The sequence below is a fragment of the Bacillus sp. MUM 116 genome (genome assembly GCF_001866655.1).
Lineage (GTDB): Bacteria > Bacillota > Bacilli > Bacillales > Cytobacillaceae > Neobacillus.
This window is the reverse complement of sequence record NZ_MLYR01000081.1, coordinates 20,110-38,499: the sequence shown is the minus strand read 5'-3', so window position 1 is coordinate 38,499 and position 18,390 is coordinate 20,110. Positions and strand designations below refer to the sequence as shown.

At 38.0% G+C, this 18,390-nt stretch carries 16 protein-coding genes, 1 tRNA gene and 2 pseudogenes; 9 read left to right on the top strand and 10 right to left on the bottom strand.

From position 1 onward, the window contains the following. Positions 1–922: 922 nt before the first annotated feature. The 5 genes from BIV60_RS18735 to BIV60_RS18715 form a co-directional block, all read right to left on the bottom strand. Positions 923–1,825, bottom strand: coding sequence for a PfkB family carbohydrate kinase (locus tag BIV60_RS18735; protein WP_071357230.1), 903 nt, complete (start codon positions 1,823–1,825; stop codon positions 923–925). A 15-nt stretch (positions 1,826–1,840) separates the two neighbouring features. Then, positions 1,841–2,989: a hypothetical protein gene (locus tag BIV60_RS18730; RefSeq protein WP_071357229.1), complete on the bottom strand. Its 1,149-nt coding sequence runs from the start codon at positions 2,987–2,989 to the stop codon at positions 1,841–1,843. A gap of 15 nt (positions 2,990–3,004) precedes the next feature. Further along, positions 3,005–4,354, bottom strand: coding sequence for an amino acid permease (locus BIV60_RS18725; protein WP_071357228.1), 1,350 nt, complete (start codon positions 4,352–4,354; stop codon positions 3,005–3,007). Positions 4,355–4,613: 259 nt separating this feature from the next. Further along, a complete protein-coding gene (locus BIV60_RS18720) occupies positions 4,614–5,345 on the bottom strand; it encodes a GntR family transcriptional regulator (protein WP_071357227.1) in 732 nt (243 codons plus the stop codon). 111 nt (positions 5,346–5,456) lie between these two features. After that, on the bottom strand, positions 5,457–6,287 hold the full coding sequence (locus BIV60_RS18715; RefSeq protein ID WP_218145952.1) for a BtpA/SgcQ family protein: 831 nt from the start codon (positions 6,285–6,287) through the stop codon (positions 5,457–5,459). Between the two features lie 273 nt (positions 6,288–6,560). Between BIV60_RS18715 and BIV60_RS18710 the strand changes: the two genes are divergently transcribed. The 3 genes from BIV60_RS18710 (at position 6,561) to rluF (ending at position 9,249) form a co-directional block, all read left to right on the top strand. Next, complete coding sequence (locus BIV60_RS18710) at positions 6,561–7,520, top strand: carbohydrate kinase family protein (RefSeq protein ID WP_071357225.1); 960 nt, start codon at positions 6,561–6,563, stop codon at positions 7,518–7,520. Between the two features lie 22 nt (positions 7,521–7,542). Further along, positions 7,543–8,025: an ureidoglycolate lyase gene (locus tag BIV60_RS18705; RefSeq protein WP_071357224.1), complete on the top strand. Its 483-nt coding sequence runs from the start codon at positions 7,543–7,545 to the stop codon at positions 8,023–8,025. Positions 8,026–8,541: 516 nt separating this feature from the next. Then, positions 8,542–9,249 (top strand): 23S rRNA pseudouridine(2604) synthase RluF, encoded by a 708-nt coding sequence (gene rluF, locus BIV60_RS18700; RefSeq protein ID WP_071357223.1) that lies wholly within the window; start codon positions 8,542–8,544, stop codon positions 9,247–9,249. A 285-nt stretch (positions 9,250–9,534) separates the two neighbouring features. Here the strand turns inward: rluF and BIV60_RS30535 are convergent. After that, positions 9,535–9,735 (bottom strand): annotated as a pseudogene (locus BIV60_RS30535) (RNA methyltransferase); the annotation flags it as partial. A gap of 87 nt (positions 9,736–9,822) precedes the next feature. Continuing rightward, positions 9,823–10,179: a nucleotide excision repair endonuclease gene (locus BIV60_RS18695; protein WP_071357233.1), complete on the bottom strand. Its 357-nt coding sequence runs from the start codon at positions 10,177–10,179 to the stop codon at positions 9,823–9,825. A gap of 647 nt (positions 10,180–10,826) precedes the next feature. Between BIV60_RS18695 and BIV60_RS18685 the strand changes: the two are divergent. Continuing rightward, a pseudogene (locus BIV60_RS18685) lies at positions 10,827–11,279 on the top strand (KamA family radical SAM protein); the annotation flags it as partial. Between the two features lie 416 nt (positions 11,280–11,695). Here BIV60_RS18685 and BIV60_RS18680 read toward each other — a convergent pair. The 3 genes from BIV60_RS18680 to BIV60_RS18670 all read right to left on the bottom strand — a co-directional run bounded on the left by BIV60_RS18680 (position 11,696) and on the right by BIV60_RS18670 (position 13,495). Next, positions 11,696–12,187 (bottom strand): DinB family protein, encoded by a 492-nt coding sequence (locus BIV60_RS18680; RefSeq protein ID WP_071357221.1) that lies wholly within the window; start codon positions 12,185–12,187, stop codon positions 11,696–11,698. Positions 12,188–12,321: 134 nt separating this feature from the next. Then, positions 12,322–12,891 carry a tyrosine-type recombinase/integrase gene (locus BIV60_RS31020; protein ID WP_371261561.1) on the bottom strand — a complete coding sequence of 190 codons (570 nt, stop codon included), beginning with the start codon at positions 12,889–12,891 and terminating at the stop codon, positions 12,322–12,324. 531 nt (positions 12,892–13,422) lie between these two features. Further along, a tRNA-Val gene (locus tag BIV60_RS18670) sits at positions 13,423–13,495 on the bottom strand. A 177-nt stretch (positions 13,496–13,672) separates the two neighbouring features. Between BIV60_RS18670 and BIV60_RS18665 the strand changes: the two genes are divergently transcribed. The 5 genes from BIV60_RS18665 (at position 13,673) to BIV60_RS18645 (ending at position 18,387) form a co-directional block, all read left to right on the top strand. Then, positions 13,673–13,897, top strand: a complete 225-nt coding sequence (locus BIV60_RS18665) for a hypothetical protein (RefSeq protein ID WP_071357220.1) — start codon at positions 13,673–13,675, stop codon at positions 13,895–13,897. Positions 13,898–14,061: 164 nt separating this feature from the next. Beyond that, positions 14,062–14,784, top strand: a complete 723-nt coding sequence (locus BIV60_RS18660; protein WP_071357219.1) for an alpha/beta hydrolase — start codon at positions 14,062–14,064, stop codon at positions 14,782–14,784. A 128-nt stretch (positions 14,785–14,912) separates the two neighbouring features. Beyond that, positions 14,913–15,428 (top strand): YjcG family protein, encoded by a 516-nt coding sequence (locus tag BIV60_RS18655; protein WP_071357218.1) that lies wholly within the window; start codon positions 14,913–14,915, stop codon positions 15,426–15,428. A 3-nt stretch (positions 15,429–15,431) separates the two neighbouring features. Further along, entirely contained in the window at positions 15,432–15,854 is a 423-nt protein-coding gene (locus tag BIV60_RS18650; protein ID WP_071357217.1) for a GNAT family N-acetyltransferase, read from the top strand. Between the two features lie 223 nt (positions 15,855–16,077). Beyond that, positions 16,078–18,387, top strand: a complete 2,310-nt coding sequence (locus BIV60_RS18645) for an ATP-dependent helicase (RefSeq protein ID WP_071357216.1) — start codon at positions 16,078–16,080, stop codon at positions 18,385–18,387. Positions 18,388–18,390 lie beyond the last annotated feature (3 nt).

The window sequence follows — 18,390 nt, the reverse complement described above, 5'->3', positions numbered from 1 at the left end:
AACGTATAGTGTTCCAAGCTGCCAAAATCTCGGCGGCTTTTTTTGATCAATTTATATTTCTTTCCTAACAAGAAAAGAAAATTTCATAAGATCGTATATTCTTACCCATATCAATAAGTTTTCGAACGTGCCCAATTGTTGAAGATCTTAACTATTTCCTTTGTTTTATCTAAATTAAATTAATACTTTTAATTTTTATGGATTAAAATGAGATGATGTTGATTTTGAAAAAAAGAAAATTCATATCAAACGAAGTTTAGCTTTTGTAGCTGGTAAGGGTTTATTCTTCAAAGAACCTAAAAAACCTAAATCAAAGAGGCAGATTTCAATTTCCTAGATTCTAGTGGAAGAATTAAAAAAACATTATGAAAAACAAGAATTCCAAAAAGGAAAATTTGGAGGCTCTTTTAAAACAGAAGTAAAAACACATATGCAAGTTTTGTGCAGGGTTTCAAATAACATTGCTATTTTAATTTGTTTAATTATAAACAAAAAAGCCAAAAAACCTTGATTTACAAGGGTTTTCGGCTTCTTAAAATGATGACCTGTACAGGGATCGAACCTGTGACCTCAACCCTGTCAAGATAGTGTACATAATTTCACAGTAGAGGATTTCCTTATTAAAAAACCTTATATATCAAGGGTTCAAGCGGTTGAGAGGTCTTATGTTACAAAAATCTGGACAATAGAAAACCATAAATTCTTGACCATTTTTTTGACCAAAAAGGCTTTTATTTTTATATGGTACGGTTCACCGCAGTGGATCTAAATGAGGTTTATTTTTACATTATTTTATTAATATTACGGTCGTCAATAAGTGAATTAAACTTATTTTTCACAAGATTAATAGTGTAGGTATTCTCTGTCTATTTTTGATCCTGCCTGCGTTACCAGTCACATGCCTATTAACAAATTAGTTCATCTACTTTTCGAGCAACCGCATAGCTTCGGCCCTTGTTTCACTGGTGATAACAGGATATGGCCCATACTGCAATAGGTTATATGCCGCTGCAATATTTGCCATAGCCGCAACTTTTTTCGGTGCAAATCCTTCACAATACGCATAAAGCGCAGCAGCGGTGGAACAGTTACCACATCCAGTAGCATCAACAACATCTCCAACAGAGATACTTGAAGCAAAATATGCCTGACCATCCGAAATCATGTACGAACCTCTACTACCAACTCTGAAAAAACACGGAACACCAAAGGAAATAATTGCCTCAACCGTTGATTTTTCATCCTTTGTCTCAAATAGGCTCATCGCCTCTGGCAAATTAATCGAGTACAACCCAGCCTTGATAATCGTCTTTAACACTTTTTCTTTCCGATGCTTTTGCATCGCTGCGGAAGTAGGGATTTCCCACATGATTTTCGCATTGCATTTCATGTGAATCAGATTCAAGTTATCCCACAGAGGGTCCATTTCGGACGCTTCAATATAGATCCCTCTCGTTTCACTACCGCAATGACTGGCAATCTGCTCGGCAGTTCTCTTATCTAGCTCTGAGATCTGCTTTTCAATGTCCTCGCCATAAATGGAAACCTCATCATGAAGTCCTTCATCCCCATATATAAGGGTCGTATATTCTGTATGGGGAAGATTATAATTGAGACCTTCATAGGAACAATGATTTGCCTCCATCCACTCACCATAATACTTCGAGAAATCTTCACCTACATTTGATACATAGAGACAGTCGTCACTCCATATTTTTACCCCTTCCAGACAAAATATGGCACCACCAATATGCCCCTTGCTTATGCTGCCATCTGCAAATTGAATATCATTCACAATCGTGGGACCAACAATAATAAATTTCATAAACGGATCATCTCCTTATTTTAGGTCAAGACGATCCAACTGCCTTCTTAATGCCGCAGCCTGATCAGTATTGTTTTTAAGTTCATGTAAAATGACCAAATTTGAATTAACAGCACGAATCTTGAGAATCATCTCTTTTATTGCTTTAGGGTTCAATATCCCATCCCCCAATGGTATATGGGAGTCATAACAGGAGAGTACAATATTAACACCATAATTCTCCTGCTCTCTCCAACTATCAAGAGCAGCGATTTCGTCATAATATTGTCCGGTCAACTTACCATTACGGAAAAACTCAGTCGTTTTTAACGCACAGTCTGAAAGCTGTATACAACCAATACGATTGACTAACTCTGGGTCCATAATATTGTGCTCCAACCACTTCTGGGCAAATACCTGCGGCTCGTTGCCATAACGCTGTTGTAATTCAAACATTTGGGTGCTAATTTCACAGTCTGGCAGGAAGAATCGGGCGCAATTTTGAGTCTCGTCAAAGCCAATCGCATGTAACAAGTGGTTAATATCCCAACCAATCTTGACTTTTTGGAACGGATCGTAAAGCTGGCAATACATTAACTGATAGTCCTCTGAGGTCTGCAAACCATGCTCCAATCCCCACCCGGCATTTTCCACTTCGATCATTGGAGAATCCCTAGTAAGAAGATTCTGATTCATCAGATAATTTAAGAATTGTTGAATCATAAATATCATCGCCTGACGAATATCTCCCTTGGAAATTGTGAACTCCCATTTCCCATCAATTGGTGCGTAATCGATTAGATGAAACGTATACGCCTGTGCTTTTAACTCAGTGGCAATCTGATACTCATCTGCCCATCTTTTATACATATGATCACCTGTTAGGTCACCATAATAATTCACGACATCTTCCCAGTTTCCAAATCTCTCAACCAGTTCTTGAAAATTATTCTTTGTAAGAAAGCTGGTTGGGTACGCCCAGTAAGAGCAATGAACTCTTTTTACATGTAAAGTACGAAGTTTATCCAAGATTACTAGTTTCTCATCATTCAAATCTTGATCTCTTGAAAGCACATCGTCCATAAAAACTTCCATACCTTCAAGCCCAAATTTCGCACAGAATTCAGCCATCTTAAAATGTGGGTGTTCATCAAAAAGCTCCGCCTTAAAAGTTGAAAACTGCATCAGATTATCATCCTTTTAGTTTATATTTATTGATTCTCTCTCTTTAATTTCTTCTTTTTTGTTTCGTTTCTCCCAAAAATAGAAGACAGGAAGGCCCGTAACAACAACAATGATCGCTGTAATAATACTTGGAATTGCTGCCCACATAAACGTAGAAACTACCAATATCAAACTAGATGCGATCGAAATAACAGCCATGAGTTTCCAAGCGGGTGCTTTCCACAATGGGTTATAATCCGGCTTTTTTCGATGCACAAAAATCGAAGCGAATGTAAGCGTATTCTTTAATAACAATACAAAGGTGAAATATCCAAGCAACTCAGTAATATTGGATAAGAAAATAAGAACAATAGCTAACATACACTGTGCCATCATAGAGAAATATGGTGTACCATATTTTTTGTGCACTTTTCCAAAGCTTTTAAAGAAAAGCCCATCTTTTGCCATTGCATATTCCAAGCGCGGTTGGAACATAACGGTTCCTGACAAAGCAGCGAGAATAACAATAATACCTGATATGGCAATAAACGTACCTGAGATATTTCCAATCAGCGGAATTGCCGCACCTGCTTCAGCAAGTGGTGCTTTCGAATTGACCAATTGGTCGAACGGTACAACACCTGTAACAACAAAAGTTAAGCCTACATATAATAGAATAATAATGATAACCGAGCTGATCAAAGCTCTAGGCATGGTCTTTTTCGGATTTTTGATTTCGCCCGTCATGTATGTGCATGCACCCATACCGTCAAATGACCAGCTTGTTGCCGAAATACCTGCCAGCAATGTCATCAAACCAACTGGAGCAGCAGCTACTCCTGGAGTCATGACCAGGTCTCCTCTTACAAAAAATAACCCCATACCAATCAGCAAAACAAAAGGCAGAATCTTAATAAAAGTAATGATGGCCTGGAATTTACCGCCGCCTTCTACCGAACGGATATGAATCATCATAAAGAGTATAATGAAGGCAACTGCAATAAATTTAATAGCGAGGCCATTCATTGGAAAAAGATAAGCAATGTACTGTACCCCCGCTAAGGATACGATCGCAAGTGCACTTGAATCATTAGCCCAAAATGATGCCCACCCTGTCAAGAATGCAAGCTTTCGCCAACCCGCATTTTTAATAAATACATAGTTCCCGCCATTTTCCGGATAGGCCGTCGCTAATTCAGCTAAAATTAAATTCTGCGGAATCATGATTAAACCACCGATTAGAAATGCCAATACTGTAAAGAGTGCAGAGCCGGAGGCCCCTGCGACCTCACTAATTGAAATAAAGATTCCCGCACCAAGGGTTGTTCCTACTGACAGAGCAATCGTTGGAGCTAGTCCCAATTTTCTTTCCAAATTATTTGCCATCTATTTACACTCCCCATATAATGAAGTCAGAATATTTTATTTAGTTGTCAGTAAAACAACTTGAACATAATTAAACAATTCGTTTATACAGTAAAACTCTAACCATTCCTTTTTTTTGCATAACAAATAGACAACTAATTAGCTGTCATTTTTCAAAAAAATAACAAACGATAACTACTTGTATCATATAAATTGTGTTTGTTTTAAAAAAAGTCATGTCTAACGCTTTTTCAATTTGGAAAATCGGGAGCTTATGCAATCAGTAAGAACGGATTGCATATTTATATCGATCAGTTCTAATATATTCTTCGTTATAATATAGGAGATCGAGTTTTTCAGTTAAAATCGTCTGGCTAACTCTCAGCAAAGGGCTTCCAGTCTTATATTCGAGAAATTCCGCCTGCTCCTTTGTTGCGGATTTCACTTCGAAAATATCATTAAATTCCTTTGCAACAAGCCCTGTCTGATTACGAATAATTTCTAAAATAGACTTGTTGTCTAAATCCATTTCCATTAGAAAATCATACTCCGGTAAAAAATAATCTTCTTCTAGAATCGCAGGAAGATCATTGACCAAACGCAAGCGCCTGATATGAATAATCTTGGAACCTTCCTCTATGTTCAATTGATTAGCAATTTTTTTATTGGCATTCACATAAAGCTTTGAAATAATTTTGGTGCCTGGAACTACATCTGTTTGTTTCCAAGATGCGGTAAAACTTCCACCCACCCCAATACTCTCCACATATTCTGGTATTGATACAAAGGTTCCTTTGCCATGTCGCTTCACAAGAATATTATCTTCTACTAATTTCTTCAAAGCGCTTCGAACAGTCACCCGACTGATATTGTATATTTCAATAAGTTGGGCTTCTGATGGGATGCGCTCTCCAGGTTTGTATTCGCCAGATGCGATTTTTTCTCGAATTGTATTATAAAGCTGCTGGTAAAGAGGTACCATATGATCAGCTTCTAGTGATATAATATCCATGACCAATTAATGCTCCTTTAATCCTCAAGATCAAATCGAATTTCAGCTACCGATATACATACCCTACTAGCTGATAAACTGATAATCCCATATTTGATCTCCCCCCGTCAATTACCTACAACCTTTTACAGCTTCCATAAAAAGTCGTACATGAGAAGCATCCATATCACCGTTGTCTGTATAGGTATCCTTGAAGTAACTCCCAACGATTGCTCCATTAGCAACTTCCAATTGCTCTGCACTATTTTCTGGGGTCATACCTGCTCCGATAACTAACGGAAAGTCCTTAATCATCCTTCTGAATTCCTTGATTTTGTCGATTGGAGTCTGCATACCAGTCCCATCCCCTGTTACAACAACAGCATCACATCTTGTTATTCCGATTTCCAAGTCCTCCTCAAGGGAACGTCCAGATTTGTAAGGCTGATACTTAAATCGCACACCACCCATAACAAATGCTGATGATTCCTTGCGCCATGTTTTCATTTTCTCATTGAAGATCACATCTTCTTCTGGTGTGAGGTGTCCTGCAACTGAGTCTAATTGTATGAATTTCGCCCCGTATTTATTAGCAAATTCAAACGCTAGATCATCATGATCAAGAACGTTAACACCATAGACGATATGATTCTTTTCACGTTGAAGATAATCTAGTACTGTTGCAACATCCTCTACTGAGCCAAAATAGTTCTCCACTATAATTGCATTAACACCATTTTCAACTAATAAATTAATCTCTTTTTTTGCGATTTCCAGCATGTTACCTTCATTGCCGCCTTTAAGGTGTAACATCCCCATAATTGGCTTTTCGCTTCTAAATAAATCTATGAAATTTCCTTTACCACTCATCTTACTCTCCATTCCGCTGGTTTCCGGTGGTAATTTATTTACGACGGATCGGGAATACAATAATATCCCTGCGATACTAGATACTATTGCCAATCCAAGTTCCTTCGCCAGCTGACTAATCATTATGATTGTAATTAAGAAGAAACCGATTGCAACAACAATCTAAAGTCACTTCCAATAATAGGGACCCTATTATTGTGAATCTTTTGTCCTCCTCTCTTAATACATCTTAACACGACTTATTTTCCCCCGTCTATCATTTTCCATATAAACGTATTAATATATTTTAAGTCGTATTAACACGTTGTATTCATCAAATAATCATGATATACTCAACTCAAAATTTAAAGAAAAGGAGCTCTTTGTATGGATCACCAGGGGTACACATTTTTTATTGGGGATATAGCTTTGGATGAATATTATAGTGCTGCGTACTTTCCAAACCTGCGCGATAAAGTCATCGTTCATGCACTACCCGCACAAATGGGTGGAATGATTGCCAATGCAGCAAGTGTCTATGCCAGTTATCTACAACCTGCTAAATTTTTATCAGCTTTGAATAACGGTTTCATTTCACAACAACTTTGTGAGAATTTACGAGATGCTGGAATTGATACCACTTATATTATTCGAGATGATTCTTTACCTGATTCTAAGACCATTATTATTCTAGCAGAAAACGAACATACGGTATTTATTCCTACCATGGGTATCCAACGTCTTGAGATTACTTCGGAAACATTAGACGCAATCTGTAATGCGGAATATATCTATTCCAACTTTTGCGAATTGAAACCACTTTGCTGTGGTGATCTAGATGCAGCAGGTATCCTCTCCAAAGCAAACGCTAACGGATCAAAAATATGGTGTGATCTTGATGTCGCCGATCTCCAGCCCGGAGAAGATCAGCTTTTTGCTTATGTCGACACTCTTTTTGTAAATGAAACCGGATTCAACAATCTAATGCGCAATAAAACCGAAGAAGAAACCAAACAATTTTTATTCCAAAAAGGGATTCAGATGATCGTTGTTACTTATGCGGAAAAGGGATGTCGAATATTTACAGCACATAACGAATTTACTGTAAAAGGTATTAACGTGCCAATAACGGACGTTACCGGAGCTGGAGATACCTTCTGTAGTTCTTTCCTATATGCCTATAGACGTACCGAAAACATTCAACTTTCAGCGGAATTTGCTAACTTTGCAGCTGCTCGTGCAGTCACCATTATGGGCGGCAGAGCCGGGGCTTGCGGAACGGAGGCTGTATTCCAATTCATAAAGGAACACAGTGAAGACTTTGAACGTTTCGCCATCCTTAAATAACAATTAGAAAGGTTGAGGCAAAATGAAACCTGTTGAAATTACATCTATTAATTTTCAAGAGTTTGGAATCCTCTACAATATGACATCTCCTTCCAAAGGAACTGGCTGGGTTAACCAAAGTTCCGGTGATGGTTGGGAGGACACCAATACTGCAATTCCTGTTATTGACTCTCTAGCTAGCCTCGGTTACACATTCGGCAGTGGGGTTCCTTTTACTGCCCATGAAATGGAACGCCACATGCATACACAAGAAGCACTATTTTGTCAGAACGAACCTATTGTGTTCTTGGTTGCTCCCGCTACCAATGAAAACGCTCCAAATGCAAATGAAATTGTTCCTGTCCTTCTTCGTCCTGGACAAGTTGCCGTTCTTCATCGCGGGGTCTGGCACAGCTCGGCGCATGGGCTGACAAAACCTGCCCATTATTATTGGATGGCTCTATGTTATAAGAATGAACCAACTGAATGGCAACCAATCTCTGGTGGACCCATTCATGTTGAATAAATACTCAATATCATGAGTTAATCAAATAATCAAAGAAATGAACGATGAAGGTGAATCGATTTTGAAATCGACGGGAGAACCCCCGGTCTATTTGTGAATAAATTTCTAAATCGATGGAACTACCCTTAATTATGTATTTCCCATTTTGGCTAATGAGGGAATAATGGTTTTGCTGAAAATTGCGGCATTATTTATGCAACACTAGTGAAATACATTGTTTTTTATACTTTTTTATATGACCGGACAATTTGCTATATCGAATACTTTAAGCATTCCAGACAAAAAAGATAAGCTGGCCAAGATAAGTCAAAAAAAAATGACTTGGCCAGCTTATTTTTTTTAAAAGCTGAAAGATTCACATCGTACGTAATATGACAATGATTATTATAAAAATCTGCATCTATTTATGATACGGTTCACTGTGACGAAACAAAATGAGGTTTTAATTCATCTTTGAAAATAACATGGAAATCGGGTATTCTAGAATAACAATATCTATTTAAGGGTGTATGTAACATGCGTATTAATAAATATATAAGCGAGTCTGGAAAAACGTCTAGGCGTGGAGCAGATAAATTAATTAGTGAAGGAAGAGTCACTATTAATGGAAAGATTGCAAAAATAGGCAGCCAAGTCGAGCCCGGGGATGATGTGCGTATTAGTGGAAACCCGATAAGAGTTGCAAGTAATTATGTCTATATCGCCTTGAATAAACCTGTAGGGATTACAACCACAACAGAAAAACACGTTAAAGGAAATATCATTGATTTAGTCAACCATCCTTTAAGAATCTTTAATATAGGGCGGCTTGATAAAGACTCAGATGGATTAATACTCCTTACAAACGATGGAGATATAGTAAATGAAATTTTACGTGCCGAAAATAAGCATGAAAAAGAATATATTGTTAATGTTGATAAGCGAATCACTCCTGAGTTTTTAAAGCAAATGGCAGGAGGAGTAAAAATTCTAGGTACTAAAACGCTGCCTTGTGAAGTCGTACAGATTTCTAATTATGAGTTTCAAATCATTTTAACCCAAGGATTAAACCGCCAAATTCGTCGCATGTGCGAAGCACTTGGTTACGAAGTCCTTAGGTTGCAGCGAACTCGAATTATGAATATTCATTTAGGTAATCTTCCCGTTGGGCAATGGAGAGACTTATCAAAGAAAGAGCGTAATCAATTATTTCATGATTTAAACTATGAGCCTAAGGAATGGTAAAGAAATAAAGATGGAGTCAACGTAAAACTATTGCTCCATCTTTATTTTTTATTCAATATTTTGGCCCTGTTTAATTATGTAGGACTGACTGTTGTTAGCTTTCCCCTTGACTTCTATCTATACCATTAAAAACCTCATTTACTTGTGGTAGGATTCTCCGTTACATATCAAAATAAGGATATTTATTTGTGGTAATGGAGGTGAGATTAAGCTGTTCATAAAATAATTTACTTACATACAATCACTTCGCGAGTAAATGACCCTTTCTTAACAATTTCTCGATCAATTCCCCTCATAAATTACAGCAATTCTTTCCTTAATAAAGGGACTTCGAGTTGGATCAATATTCACAAGGCTCTCCAAAATGCTTGTTTGAGACTCACTCCCAAATAATGAGCGCATTTCTAAAGCACACAATGAACGTTCCGCCTCATAACAGGCGTAAGTATATATATAGGTCGTTAGTTTTTTGTGTTTACAATCCAATAGTTCTCATCCTTTAATCTATCAAATAATAAAAGGCGATAGGTATGCTCTTATTTAACCATACCTATCGCCTCTCTTGATAAAGTTTTACCTAAAAAACACCTTGTCTATATTGTACTTCGACTTGAGTTCATTAATAATATACGTTTCGTATATTTCTCTATGTACAGGGTCTTCAATAACACAAACTTCAATTTTAGTGACTTCATCTCTATGCATTTTGATTGGGGATACAGTATCCTCAAAATGCTTTTTAATTCTTTGTCGCAATTTCCTTGCTTTCCCAACGAATAATAGCTCTTGTTTATTGTTATAGAACATAAAAATACCACCCTTATCTCTAGGGATAAGATGAAAATCAGTAAACCCATAAATATTACTTAACTCAGGATTATTCTGTTTGGTAATGGTAACACTTGGTTTGGGAATAGTTATGTTTATCACTACATTCACTTCCTCTTTCAATATCTCTTTAAATCCTATCATAACAGGAATTAAATTACCTCATTTACTTATGGTACGGTTCACCCCGAATAATCCCAAACTTATATTAAAGATTTAATTACCTAAAAATTTCTGATTCCATTTTTATTTAAATGACCTGAAATTAAATCATAGATATTGCCACCATTCTGCCACCAAACATGGAAAATAGCCACCTAAACTCAACAAAATATATCTAATATCGAACATACAAAACCTAATTAAGTCATACTTTTCACTAAATTTCCCTTCTCGTAATCCACCGATTACATTACATTTGGCTGCATTCTTGGATTTAGCGATATTTTTGAGTGTCAAAAAGAGACGTTCCTGTTGATAGGGGCATAATTCGAAGTTCCCATTCCCTTCGCAATTTTATTTACCTAATAAAAAACCTCCCCAAATTTTTATTTGAGGAGATTATCTCATAAAAGAGTCTCTGTTGAAAGGTGGGAACTATTTGCCGCATACGTCTCTTGTCTGTATGGACAATAATGAAACCGGAGAAGTGTTTTTTAATAAAAGATAAATTATAAGTCTAGCTGAATACCCCTATTCTGAGTTTTGGTTTAAATCTTTTAATAGTTTCTTACTTATTCTACGGATTTGTAAAGGGAATAAACGATGATCCAAATGTTCTTGGTAATCTGTTAGATAAACTATCTTGGGCTGGAGTGACTCCTTACTATTTTTTTGTAAATCGTCCTGTAGCCGGAAACTCTTCGTTTGTTCTACCATTGGAACAGGTATATCATATCGTGGAGGAAGCGAAGGCTAAAACCTCTGGCCTCGGCAAACGAGTCAAATTAGTAATGAGTCATACATCTGGAAAAATTGAAATTCTCGCGATTGAGAATGGGAAGGCATATCTTAAATATCACCAATCGCGTGATGGGGAATATGGAGAGCTGATGATCTTGGACTGTCCACCAACTGCTTCCTGGTTTGATGACTTACCAAATAACGAACAATTTTGGAAAAAACCAACTAAAAAGATGAATATTGTTGTCTCCGTGAACGAGTTATCTCCTATCCCTCAAAAAAAACGTCCTTCTAACTAAAATAGTAAAGAAGTTGGTGAAAAACGTTTGTTTTTTTGCCAACTTCTTTTTTTGTACATAATGGATAAAAGTAAGTGACCAGGAGGCTGCCCGCCAATTCAAAAGGACCCTAGTAGGTCCGCTGTTGATTTTTTCTTAAACTAAAGCACCCGTTTGTTTAAGTATATTTTTTCACAATCGTGTCGAGTGCATCGGACCACCCGTCGTACACGTACTGATCCCCGGGGTGTAGAAGGCAACCAGTCGACGAGTTCCTTCTCCTCGGTTCAGGCGCGCCACACGAGCTCGCGGCGGGCATTCAGGGTGCGGGTAATGGTAAACTCCGGTTCAGATGTGGCCATGTTCATTGTTCCTCCTTTGTGGTCATTGGGCATGTTCATTGTTCCTTCTTTGTAACTGCAGTGCAATTTTTTGCCCTATTCAAAAGAGCGGCGCGATGGCCAAGAGCCTTGCAACTTGCGGATCAAGATAATTTGGCCCGTATGATAAGCGTCATGGAGAATGAGGCTGTTCAGCCACTCGTCTAATGGACGATTAGTAACAAGAGCTTGCAATTGGTCAACGTTTAAATTCGTAATACGCTTACTGATGCCAAGATGGACGCTTTTTAGTCTATTTTGCGTGGCATCCCAATCGCTCTCCGTTTTCGAAGCGACTGCGAACGTATCGTCATTCGTCAACCCTTCCGGATACTGCGATTCCTCACCGGTAATTCTTTTGAGTAACCGTTCCTTGTAAAAAATCAAATGCTCAACTGTCTCCCAAATCGAGTTCGCATGCTCGCCAGCCGGTCGCCAATCTGCTTGCTCCGCTGTAAGCGCTTTGAGGGCGTCAGCGAGCGGCGGATACCAATCTTCTTTATCGTAGCAAAAGTCCCAGTTTTGAAGTAACGATTCCGTTCTGTTCATTCCAAATCCTCCTTAGCGCGTATTGTAACCATCTAAACAATATTTTACCATAAAATTCTAATTTTTTCTTCAACTCCCAGTTAGTTTAATAACGGCTAAATTAAAAAACGCCACCCGCTAAGGTGGCGCAATGGTTATCGTTTTATCTTCCGTGGTTTATTAAGCTTCCCAGTTATCTGATTTAATGCGGAGTGCTTCTCATGTTGATTTATTAGCGATTCCTTTGATAAGTGCGTATACCGTAATACCATTCGTAAATCCGCGTGACCTAATAGCAATTGTAAGTGACGAATACCCCCGCCTGACTCAAGAAACATAGTAGCAGCTGTATGCCGGAATAAATGCGGATGAACATTCTTTGTAATGCCGGCTATCTTAGCGTATTCATTTAATCTATTGCGGAAATGATCCCGTGTCATCGGTTCACCGTAATTTGCAAGAAAAATATAGTCGCTATCAAAGTCCGCGTTGTTCTCCGCAATCAGTTCCTTCATTCTTGCAGTCGCCGGTTGTAAAGCAATGGTCCTCGCTTTTCTACTCTTCGCAATAGTGGCCCGAATAGTCACAATCTTCGCGTCTAAGTCTACATCTGAATGACGCAAACCTAGCGCTTCACTTATCCGACTCATGGAATCGATTAAGTAGTGCATCAATACGTAATCGCGAAACTCTGCATAATGTCGCTGGTTCGGTACGTTAAGCAGCCGTTTAATTCATCCGCAGTAAGCACAACAATTTCCTCTTCCGGCTCATAACGTTTTTAATTCCTTCCATTGGATTGCGGTCGATTAATCCCTCTTCCGCAAGACACTTAAACATAACTCGCAATGTTTTAAGACGCGTGTTAATCGTAACGGGCGATAATCCTACCGTCATCGATCTCTTTATATTGTTGCGGTCAAGATATTCGAATATTCGATAAAATACCCGTAATTATCCTCGTATTGAGTCAGCGTGCCAGTCGCGCGCCCCTCCGCTCTTTTTATCGACTTAAATGTCTGAAATAAAGTATCGAGATTGTTTGCGGATTTCCTTAATGTCCTAACGGTTTTTACACGCTTGCCAGTTCGTTTATCAGCCAAAATAAAAACGCCTCCTGTTCGTTAAGTCAACGGAACAAAAGACGCATTAACCTAGCGCAATCTTGTCGAAAATAGGAGCGCTACCCTGCGATTAAGTCAGCGGCAATAAAAAACGGTAGAAACTCCGTCATATCAACGTTTCTACCGCGGTGATGACCTGTGAGGGGTTCGAACCCCCGACCTCAACCCTGTCAAGGTTGCGCTCTCCCAGCTGAGCTAACAGATCATATATTAAAGTATATTTATAATTATAATGACAAAGCTCCAAAAGTCAATATCTTTTTTGTATTTTATGAATACAAAATGGAAATAACAAACCGGAACATACGTTCTAAAATTCATTGAATAAAGAACGAATGTTCGGATATAATAATACTATAAATAATAGAAAGGTGTGAGTGACATGGAAGGACTTCTTTATCGTTCGATTGAAGAACATATACCATTAGAAATGATTTATCTTTCAGAAAACCAACAGCTATCCCAGAGAAAATTAATTGTAAAGGAAGTTAATGATGAGTATATTCGGGCTTATTGTCTCCTTCGCAAACAAGTCCGTACTTTTCGCCGTGCGAATATTTTGTCCATAATGCCTGATGTCCGCTCAAAACAAAGATACCTCCACTAGACTTAAGTTTTGGTGATGGTCCCAAACTAATTATACACATCTCCTCTCCATTAATCTTATCCCACTGTTTCTGCACGGCCATCCCCTCACTCTTTACTTGAAGCAATTCCACTATCTTTATGTTAGAATGCATTTGTACAGTTTGAAAATTGGAGGAATCATCGATGAATTATCCAAAAGGCACAATTAAAGAACTCACTTTCCAAAGTTTAGAACTTGGAGAAGAAATGCAGCTCCTTGTTTATTTACCTGCAAATTTCTCACCTTTATATAAATATTCCTTGTTAATTGCTCAAGATGGAAAAGATTATTTCCAACTGGGGAGATTTGGCCGGTTAGCGGATGAATTACTTTTTGAGCGTAAAATTGAAAATTTAATCATTATTGGGATACCCTATAAAAATGTGGAGGATCGCCGCAGAAAATATCACCCGGATGGGGAACAAAACAAACAATACATACGTTTTCTTGCTCATGAATTACTTCCTTTTATCGAAAAGGAATTCCCGACATACCAAATTGGAACTACAAGGGCATTGATTGGCGACTCATTAGGTGCTACTGTTTCGTTTATGACAGCGCTTCAATATCCCCATACCTTTGGAAAAGTATTATTGCAATCGCCATTGGTGAACGAACAGGTTCTTACATTGGTTCGTAACTGTTCTGAACCGCAGCTTTTAGATGTCTATCATGTAGTTGGAAACCAGGAGACAGAAGTTCCAACAACTGATGGTAAAGTGAGTAATTTCATTGAACCAAATCGAGAGCTTTCAAAAGAGATGAAAGACAAGTCTTATTCCTATTTTTATGAAGAGTTTGATGGAAACCACACATGGAAATACTGGCAACCAGATTTAAGACGAGCCCTTACGATGATGTTTTAATTATTATACTTAGAAAGGCAAAATAATTTTATATTTTTCGAAAATTTGCTATAATTATTTATGTATAATAATTTCATTTTGATGTTACCTATTATTTTCTTAAAAATTTTACTAACGGAGGTATACATATGAAATTCGGTGTTGTTATTTTTCCATCTAAAGGACTTCAAGATACGGTAAATTCTTATCGTAAACGTTATGACCCACATTACTCTTTAATTCCTCCACATCTAACATTAAAAAGCGCATTTGAAGTAACTGAGGATGATGTGAAACAAGTTGCTGATAAATTACAAAAGATTGCCGGTAATCATTATCCATTCCAGTTGAAAACATCAAAAATAAGTTCTTTTCAACCAGTAAACAATGTCATCTATTTAAAAGTTGAACCAACTGTTGAATTGAAGGATTTACAAGTGGAAATTAATCATGAGTTAAACCAAGAAACCTCTGAATATGCATTTGTCCCGCATATTACACTTGGTCAAAATCTTTCAAATGATGAGCATTCTGATATTTACGGCTCATTGCGCATGAAAAAATTTGAACATGAAGAAAAAGTTGACCGATTCCATCTTCTTTATCAATTAGAAAATGGCTCTTGGACTGTATACGAAACATTTCGTCTTGGAAGGGAACAATAAGAAGTGACGGTAAAGATTGTTAAGAATCAAAAAGAATTAGAAGATGCTTTTTCTGTAAGAAGAACGGTTTTTATTGATGAGCAAAATGTACCTGCTGAAGAGGAAATTGATCAGCATGAGGAGGAAGCCACTCACTTTGTACTGTATCATGATAACACGCCAGTTGGGGCCGGCCGCTTTCGCTTAGTCGACGGTTATGGAAAAGTCGAGCGTATTTGCGTATTGAAACAGGCCAGGGGTACAGGTGCTGGTAAAGCGATTATGAACGGAATTGAAGACTATGCACGGAATAATGGTATTCAAAAATTAAAGCTGAATTCGCAAGTACACGCGATTCCCTTCTATGCCGGATTAGGCTATGAAGTGGTTTCCGAGGAATTCATGGATGCCGGAATCCCGCATAAAACAATGGTAAAACATATTTAATATTTTGGCTGTGTTAAAGGTCAATGTTGATTTTTGAAACAATGTTGATTGGAGCGGAAATCAACAACCAAGATTAACAGAGCCAATATTTTAAAAATCGGGTAGGAATCTTTTGAGATTTGATGCCCGATTTTTTTGTTTTCCATTTTTCAAGCCTTTTTGTTCCCTGCTGGTTTTGATATGATTAACCATGTTGCTTATTTTTTAGAGCGAGGAAGAACTTATGGAAACTGCAATATACCAAAACCAAACCATTTCACTTGATAGTTTAGATCGGTCTGAATATCAAAAAATATACTTAGCAGGCAAAAATGGTGAGCTGCTTTGTTCCGTATGCCGCGAGAGCGTTCGTTTTTACATAGGGATTCAGGATTCACCACATTTTTCGCATGCCCATTCAACTATTCCAGATTGTCCAGAGCAAACCATACAAGAAGTTAACAATGAACCAGAACAAAACCATAACGAAATGAATGGATTTCGTCTTCCAAAGGGGAGAAGCATTTTGGCTGCACCTGAAAAGGTTCAAGCCTTCAAAACAGCAAAATCTCTGGACTATCAAGTACCTTTTCAAAACATTGAGACGAACACAATCGAATATCCATCCCCTTATTTACAACAATTAGCAAAATCAGGTGTAGTTCTTGACGATGCACAGGCTGCTGCGGTCTCTGAAACAGAGGGAGCATTGTTAGTGCTTGCCGGCGCCGGCAGCGGTAAAACACGGGTATTAACAGCACGAACTGCCTACATGTTGGAGGTCCAAAAGATTGACCCACGCAACATTATGCTCGTTACCTTCACATCCAAAGCGGCAAGTGAAATGAAAAACCGTTTGCTTACCTATCCGCAAATAAAAAAAGAAGCGATAAATAAACTCGTAACCGGTACTTTCCACAGCATTTTTTATCGGATTCTAATGTTTCACTCTAGGGAAAATTGGAACTCAGAGCGGCTGCTCAACAAAGATTGGCAGCGGGATAAAATTCTCAAAAATGCCGGAAAAGAAATTGGATTGTCGGAAAAAGAATTTGCTTATGACTTAGCTCTCCAGCAAATCGGCTTTTGGAAAAACTCACTGCTTTTTCCAGAGGATATTCATCCTGAATCGGAATGGGAAAAACAGACTCTTTATCTTTATAAAAAATATGAGGACTATAAGCTGGCCGAGAGATTATTTGATTTTGATGATATGCTCATTGGTTGTTACCAGCTGCTTAAGTCCACTCCGGAACTTCTTGAGCAATATCAAAATCGGTTTCAGTATTTCCTTATTGATGAATTCCAAGACATCAACAAGGTCCAATACGAATTGATCAAGCTTCTTTCAGGAAAATATAAAAATGTATGTGCTGTCGGGGATGATGACCAGGCGATCTATTCTTTCAGAGGCAGCGACCCTAGTTATTTACTTGATTTTGAAAAAGATTTTCCCTCTGCAAAAGTAATTACACTTGCGGAAAATTATCGGTCATCACATGAAATCGTTACCGCAGCCAATCAAATGATTGCTGCCAATAAAAAAAGACGATTGAAGAAAATGAAAGCCCAATACACTCATGGAGCTGCTCCCATTATATTTTTCCCTTATGATGAAGAGGAAGAAGCAACTATGATTGTAACGGATTTACAGAAAAAAATTGCACAAGGTGCAGCTCCTTCAGATTTTGCGATTCTATATCGCACAAATGCAGGTGCACGTGCTGTTTTTGAACGGTTAGCCAGTTCAAATCTTCCGTTTCGAATTGAGCAGGATGTTGAGGCTTTTTACGACCGAAGGATTGTGAAAAGTATCCTCTCGTTCCTTAAATTAAGCTTGAATGAAGATGATCAAACTGCACTTTCCGATGTTTTGCCGTATTTATTTTTAAAACAAGCGGTTCTAAGAGATTTAAAAGCAATGAGTATCCTTCAAGATTGCAGTAATTTAGAAGCCCTGTCATATATTAAAACAGCTCATTCCTTTCAGGAAAAGAAATTAAAACAAGCGGTCACTGCCATACGAAAATTAAAGCAATTAACTCCGCTTTCGGCGATCGAAATGATTGAAAAAGACATTGGCTTCCTTGATTTTTTAAAAAAGCGGGGAAATGAATCGAATATGCTTGAGAAAGGTTCTGATGATATTAAGGACCTGAAAGTGGCGGCAAAAAATTTCAATTCAATTGAATCCTTATTGGCTCACGCTGAGCATATGTCTGCGATGAATAAAGAAATCAAAAATTTAAGCAAGCATTTTACAGAGACGATTACTTTAAGTACGATCCACCGGGCAAAAGGACTGGAGTATCAAACCGTGTATGTTCTTGGTGCAGTCGATGGGAGCCTGCCGCATGACTTTGCATTGGAAAGCTATCGTAACGGTGATTATTCGGCATTGGAAGAGGAAAGAAGATTATTTTACGTTGCCATGACACGTGCAAAAGAGCAGCTATTTATCTCGATTCCAAGTAACCGAAGAGGTAAAAAAGCCAATCGCTCACGGTTTCTGACATCTTTAAGCAAGAAAAGAAATAGGCCTGCTTCCTTATAGGAA

Bases quoted from the DNA above. Each gene is read 5' to 3' on its own strand.
- BIV60_RS18735 (WP_071357230.1), bottom strand. From the start codon at position 1,825: ATGAAATTTATTATTGTTGGTCCCACGATTGTGAATGATATTCAATTT.
- BIV60_RS18730 (WP_071357229.1), bottom strand. From the start codon at position 2,989: ATGCAGTTTTCAACTTTTAAGGCGGAGCTTTTTGATGAACACCCACAT.
- BIV60_RS18725 (WP_071357228.1), bottom strand. From the start codon at position 4,354: ATGGCAAATAATTTGGAAAGAAAATTGGGACTAGCTCCAACGATTGCT.
- BIV60_RS18720 (WP_071357227.1), bottom strand. From the start codon at position 5,345: ATGGATATTATATCACTAGAAGCTGATCATATGGTACCTCTTTACCAG.
- BIV60_RS18710 (WP_071357225.1), top strand. From the start codon at position 6,561: ATGGATCACCAGGGGTACACATTTTTTATTGGGGATATAGCTTTGGAT.
- BIV60_RS18705 (WP_071357224.1), top strand. From the start codon at position 7,543: ATGAAACCTGTTGAAATTACATCTATTAATTTTCAAGAGTTTGGAATC.
- rluF (WP_071357223.1), top strand. From the start codon at position 8,542: ATGCGTATTAATAAATATATAAGCGAGTCTGGAAAAACGTCTAGGCGT.
- BIV60_RS18680 (WP_071357221.1), bottom strand. From the start codon at position 12,187: ATGAACAGAACGGAATCGTTACTTCAAAACTGGGACTTTTGCTACGAT.
- BIV60_RS18665 (WP_071357220.1), top strand. From the start codon at position 13,673: ATGGAAGGACTTCTTTATCGTTCGATTGAAGAACATATACCATTAGAA.
- BIV60_RS18660 (WP_071357219.1), top strand. From the start codon at position 14,062: ATGAATTATCCAAAAGGCACAATTAAAGAACTCACTTTCCAAAGTTTA.
- BIV60_RS18655 (WP_071357218.1), top strand. From the start codon at position 14,913: ATGAAATTCGGTGTTGTTATTTTTCCATCTAAAGGACTTCAAGATACG.
- BIV60_RS18645 (WP_071357216.1), top strand. From the start codon at position 16,078: ATGGAAACTGCAATATACCAAAACCAAACCATTTCACTTGATAGTTTA.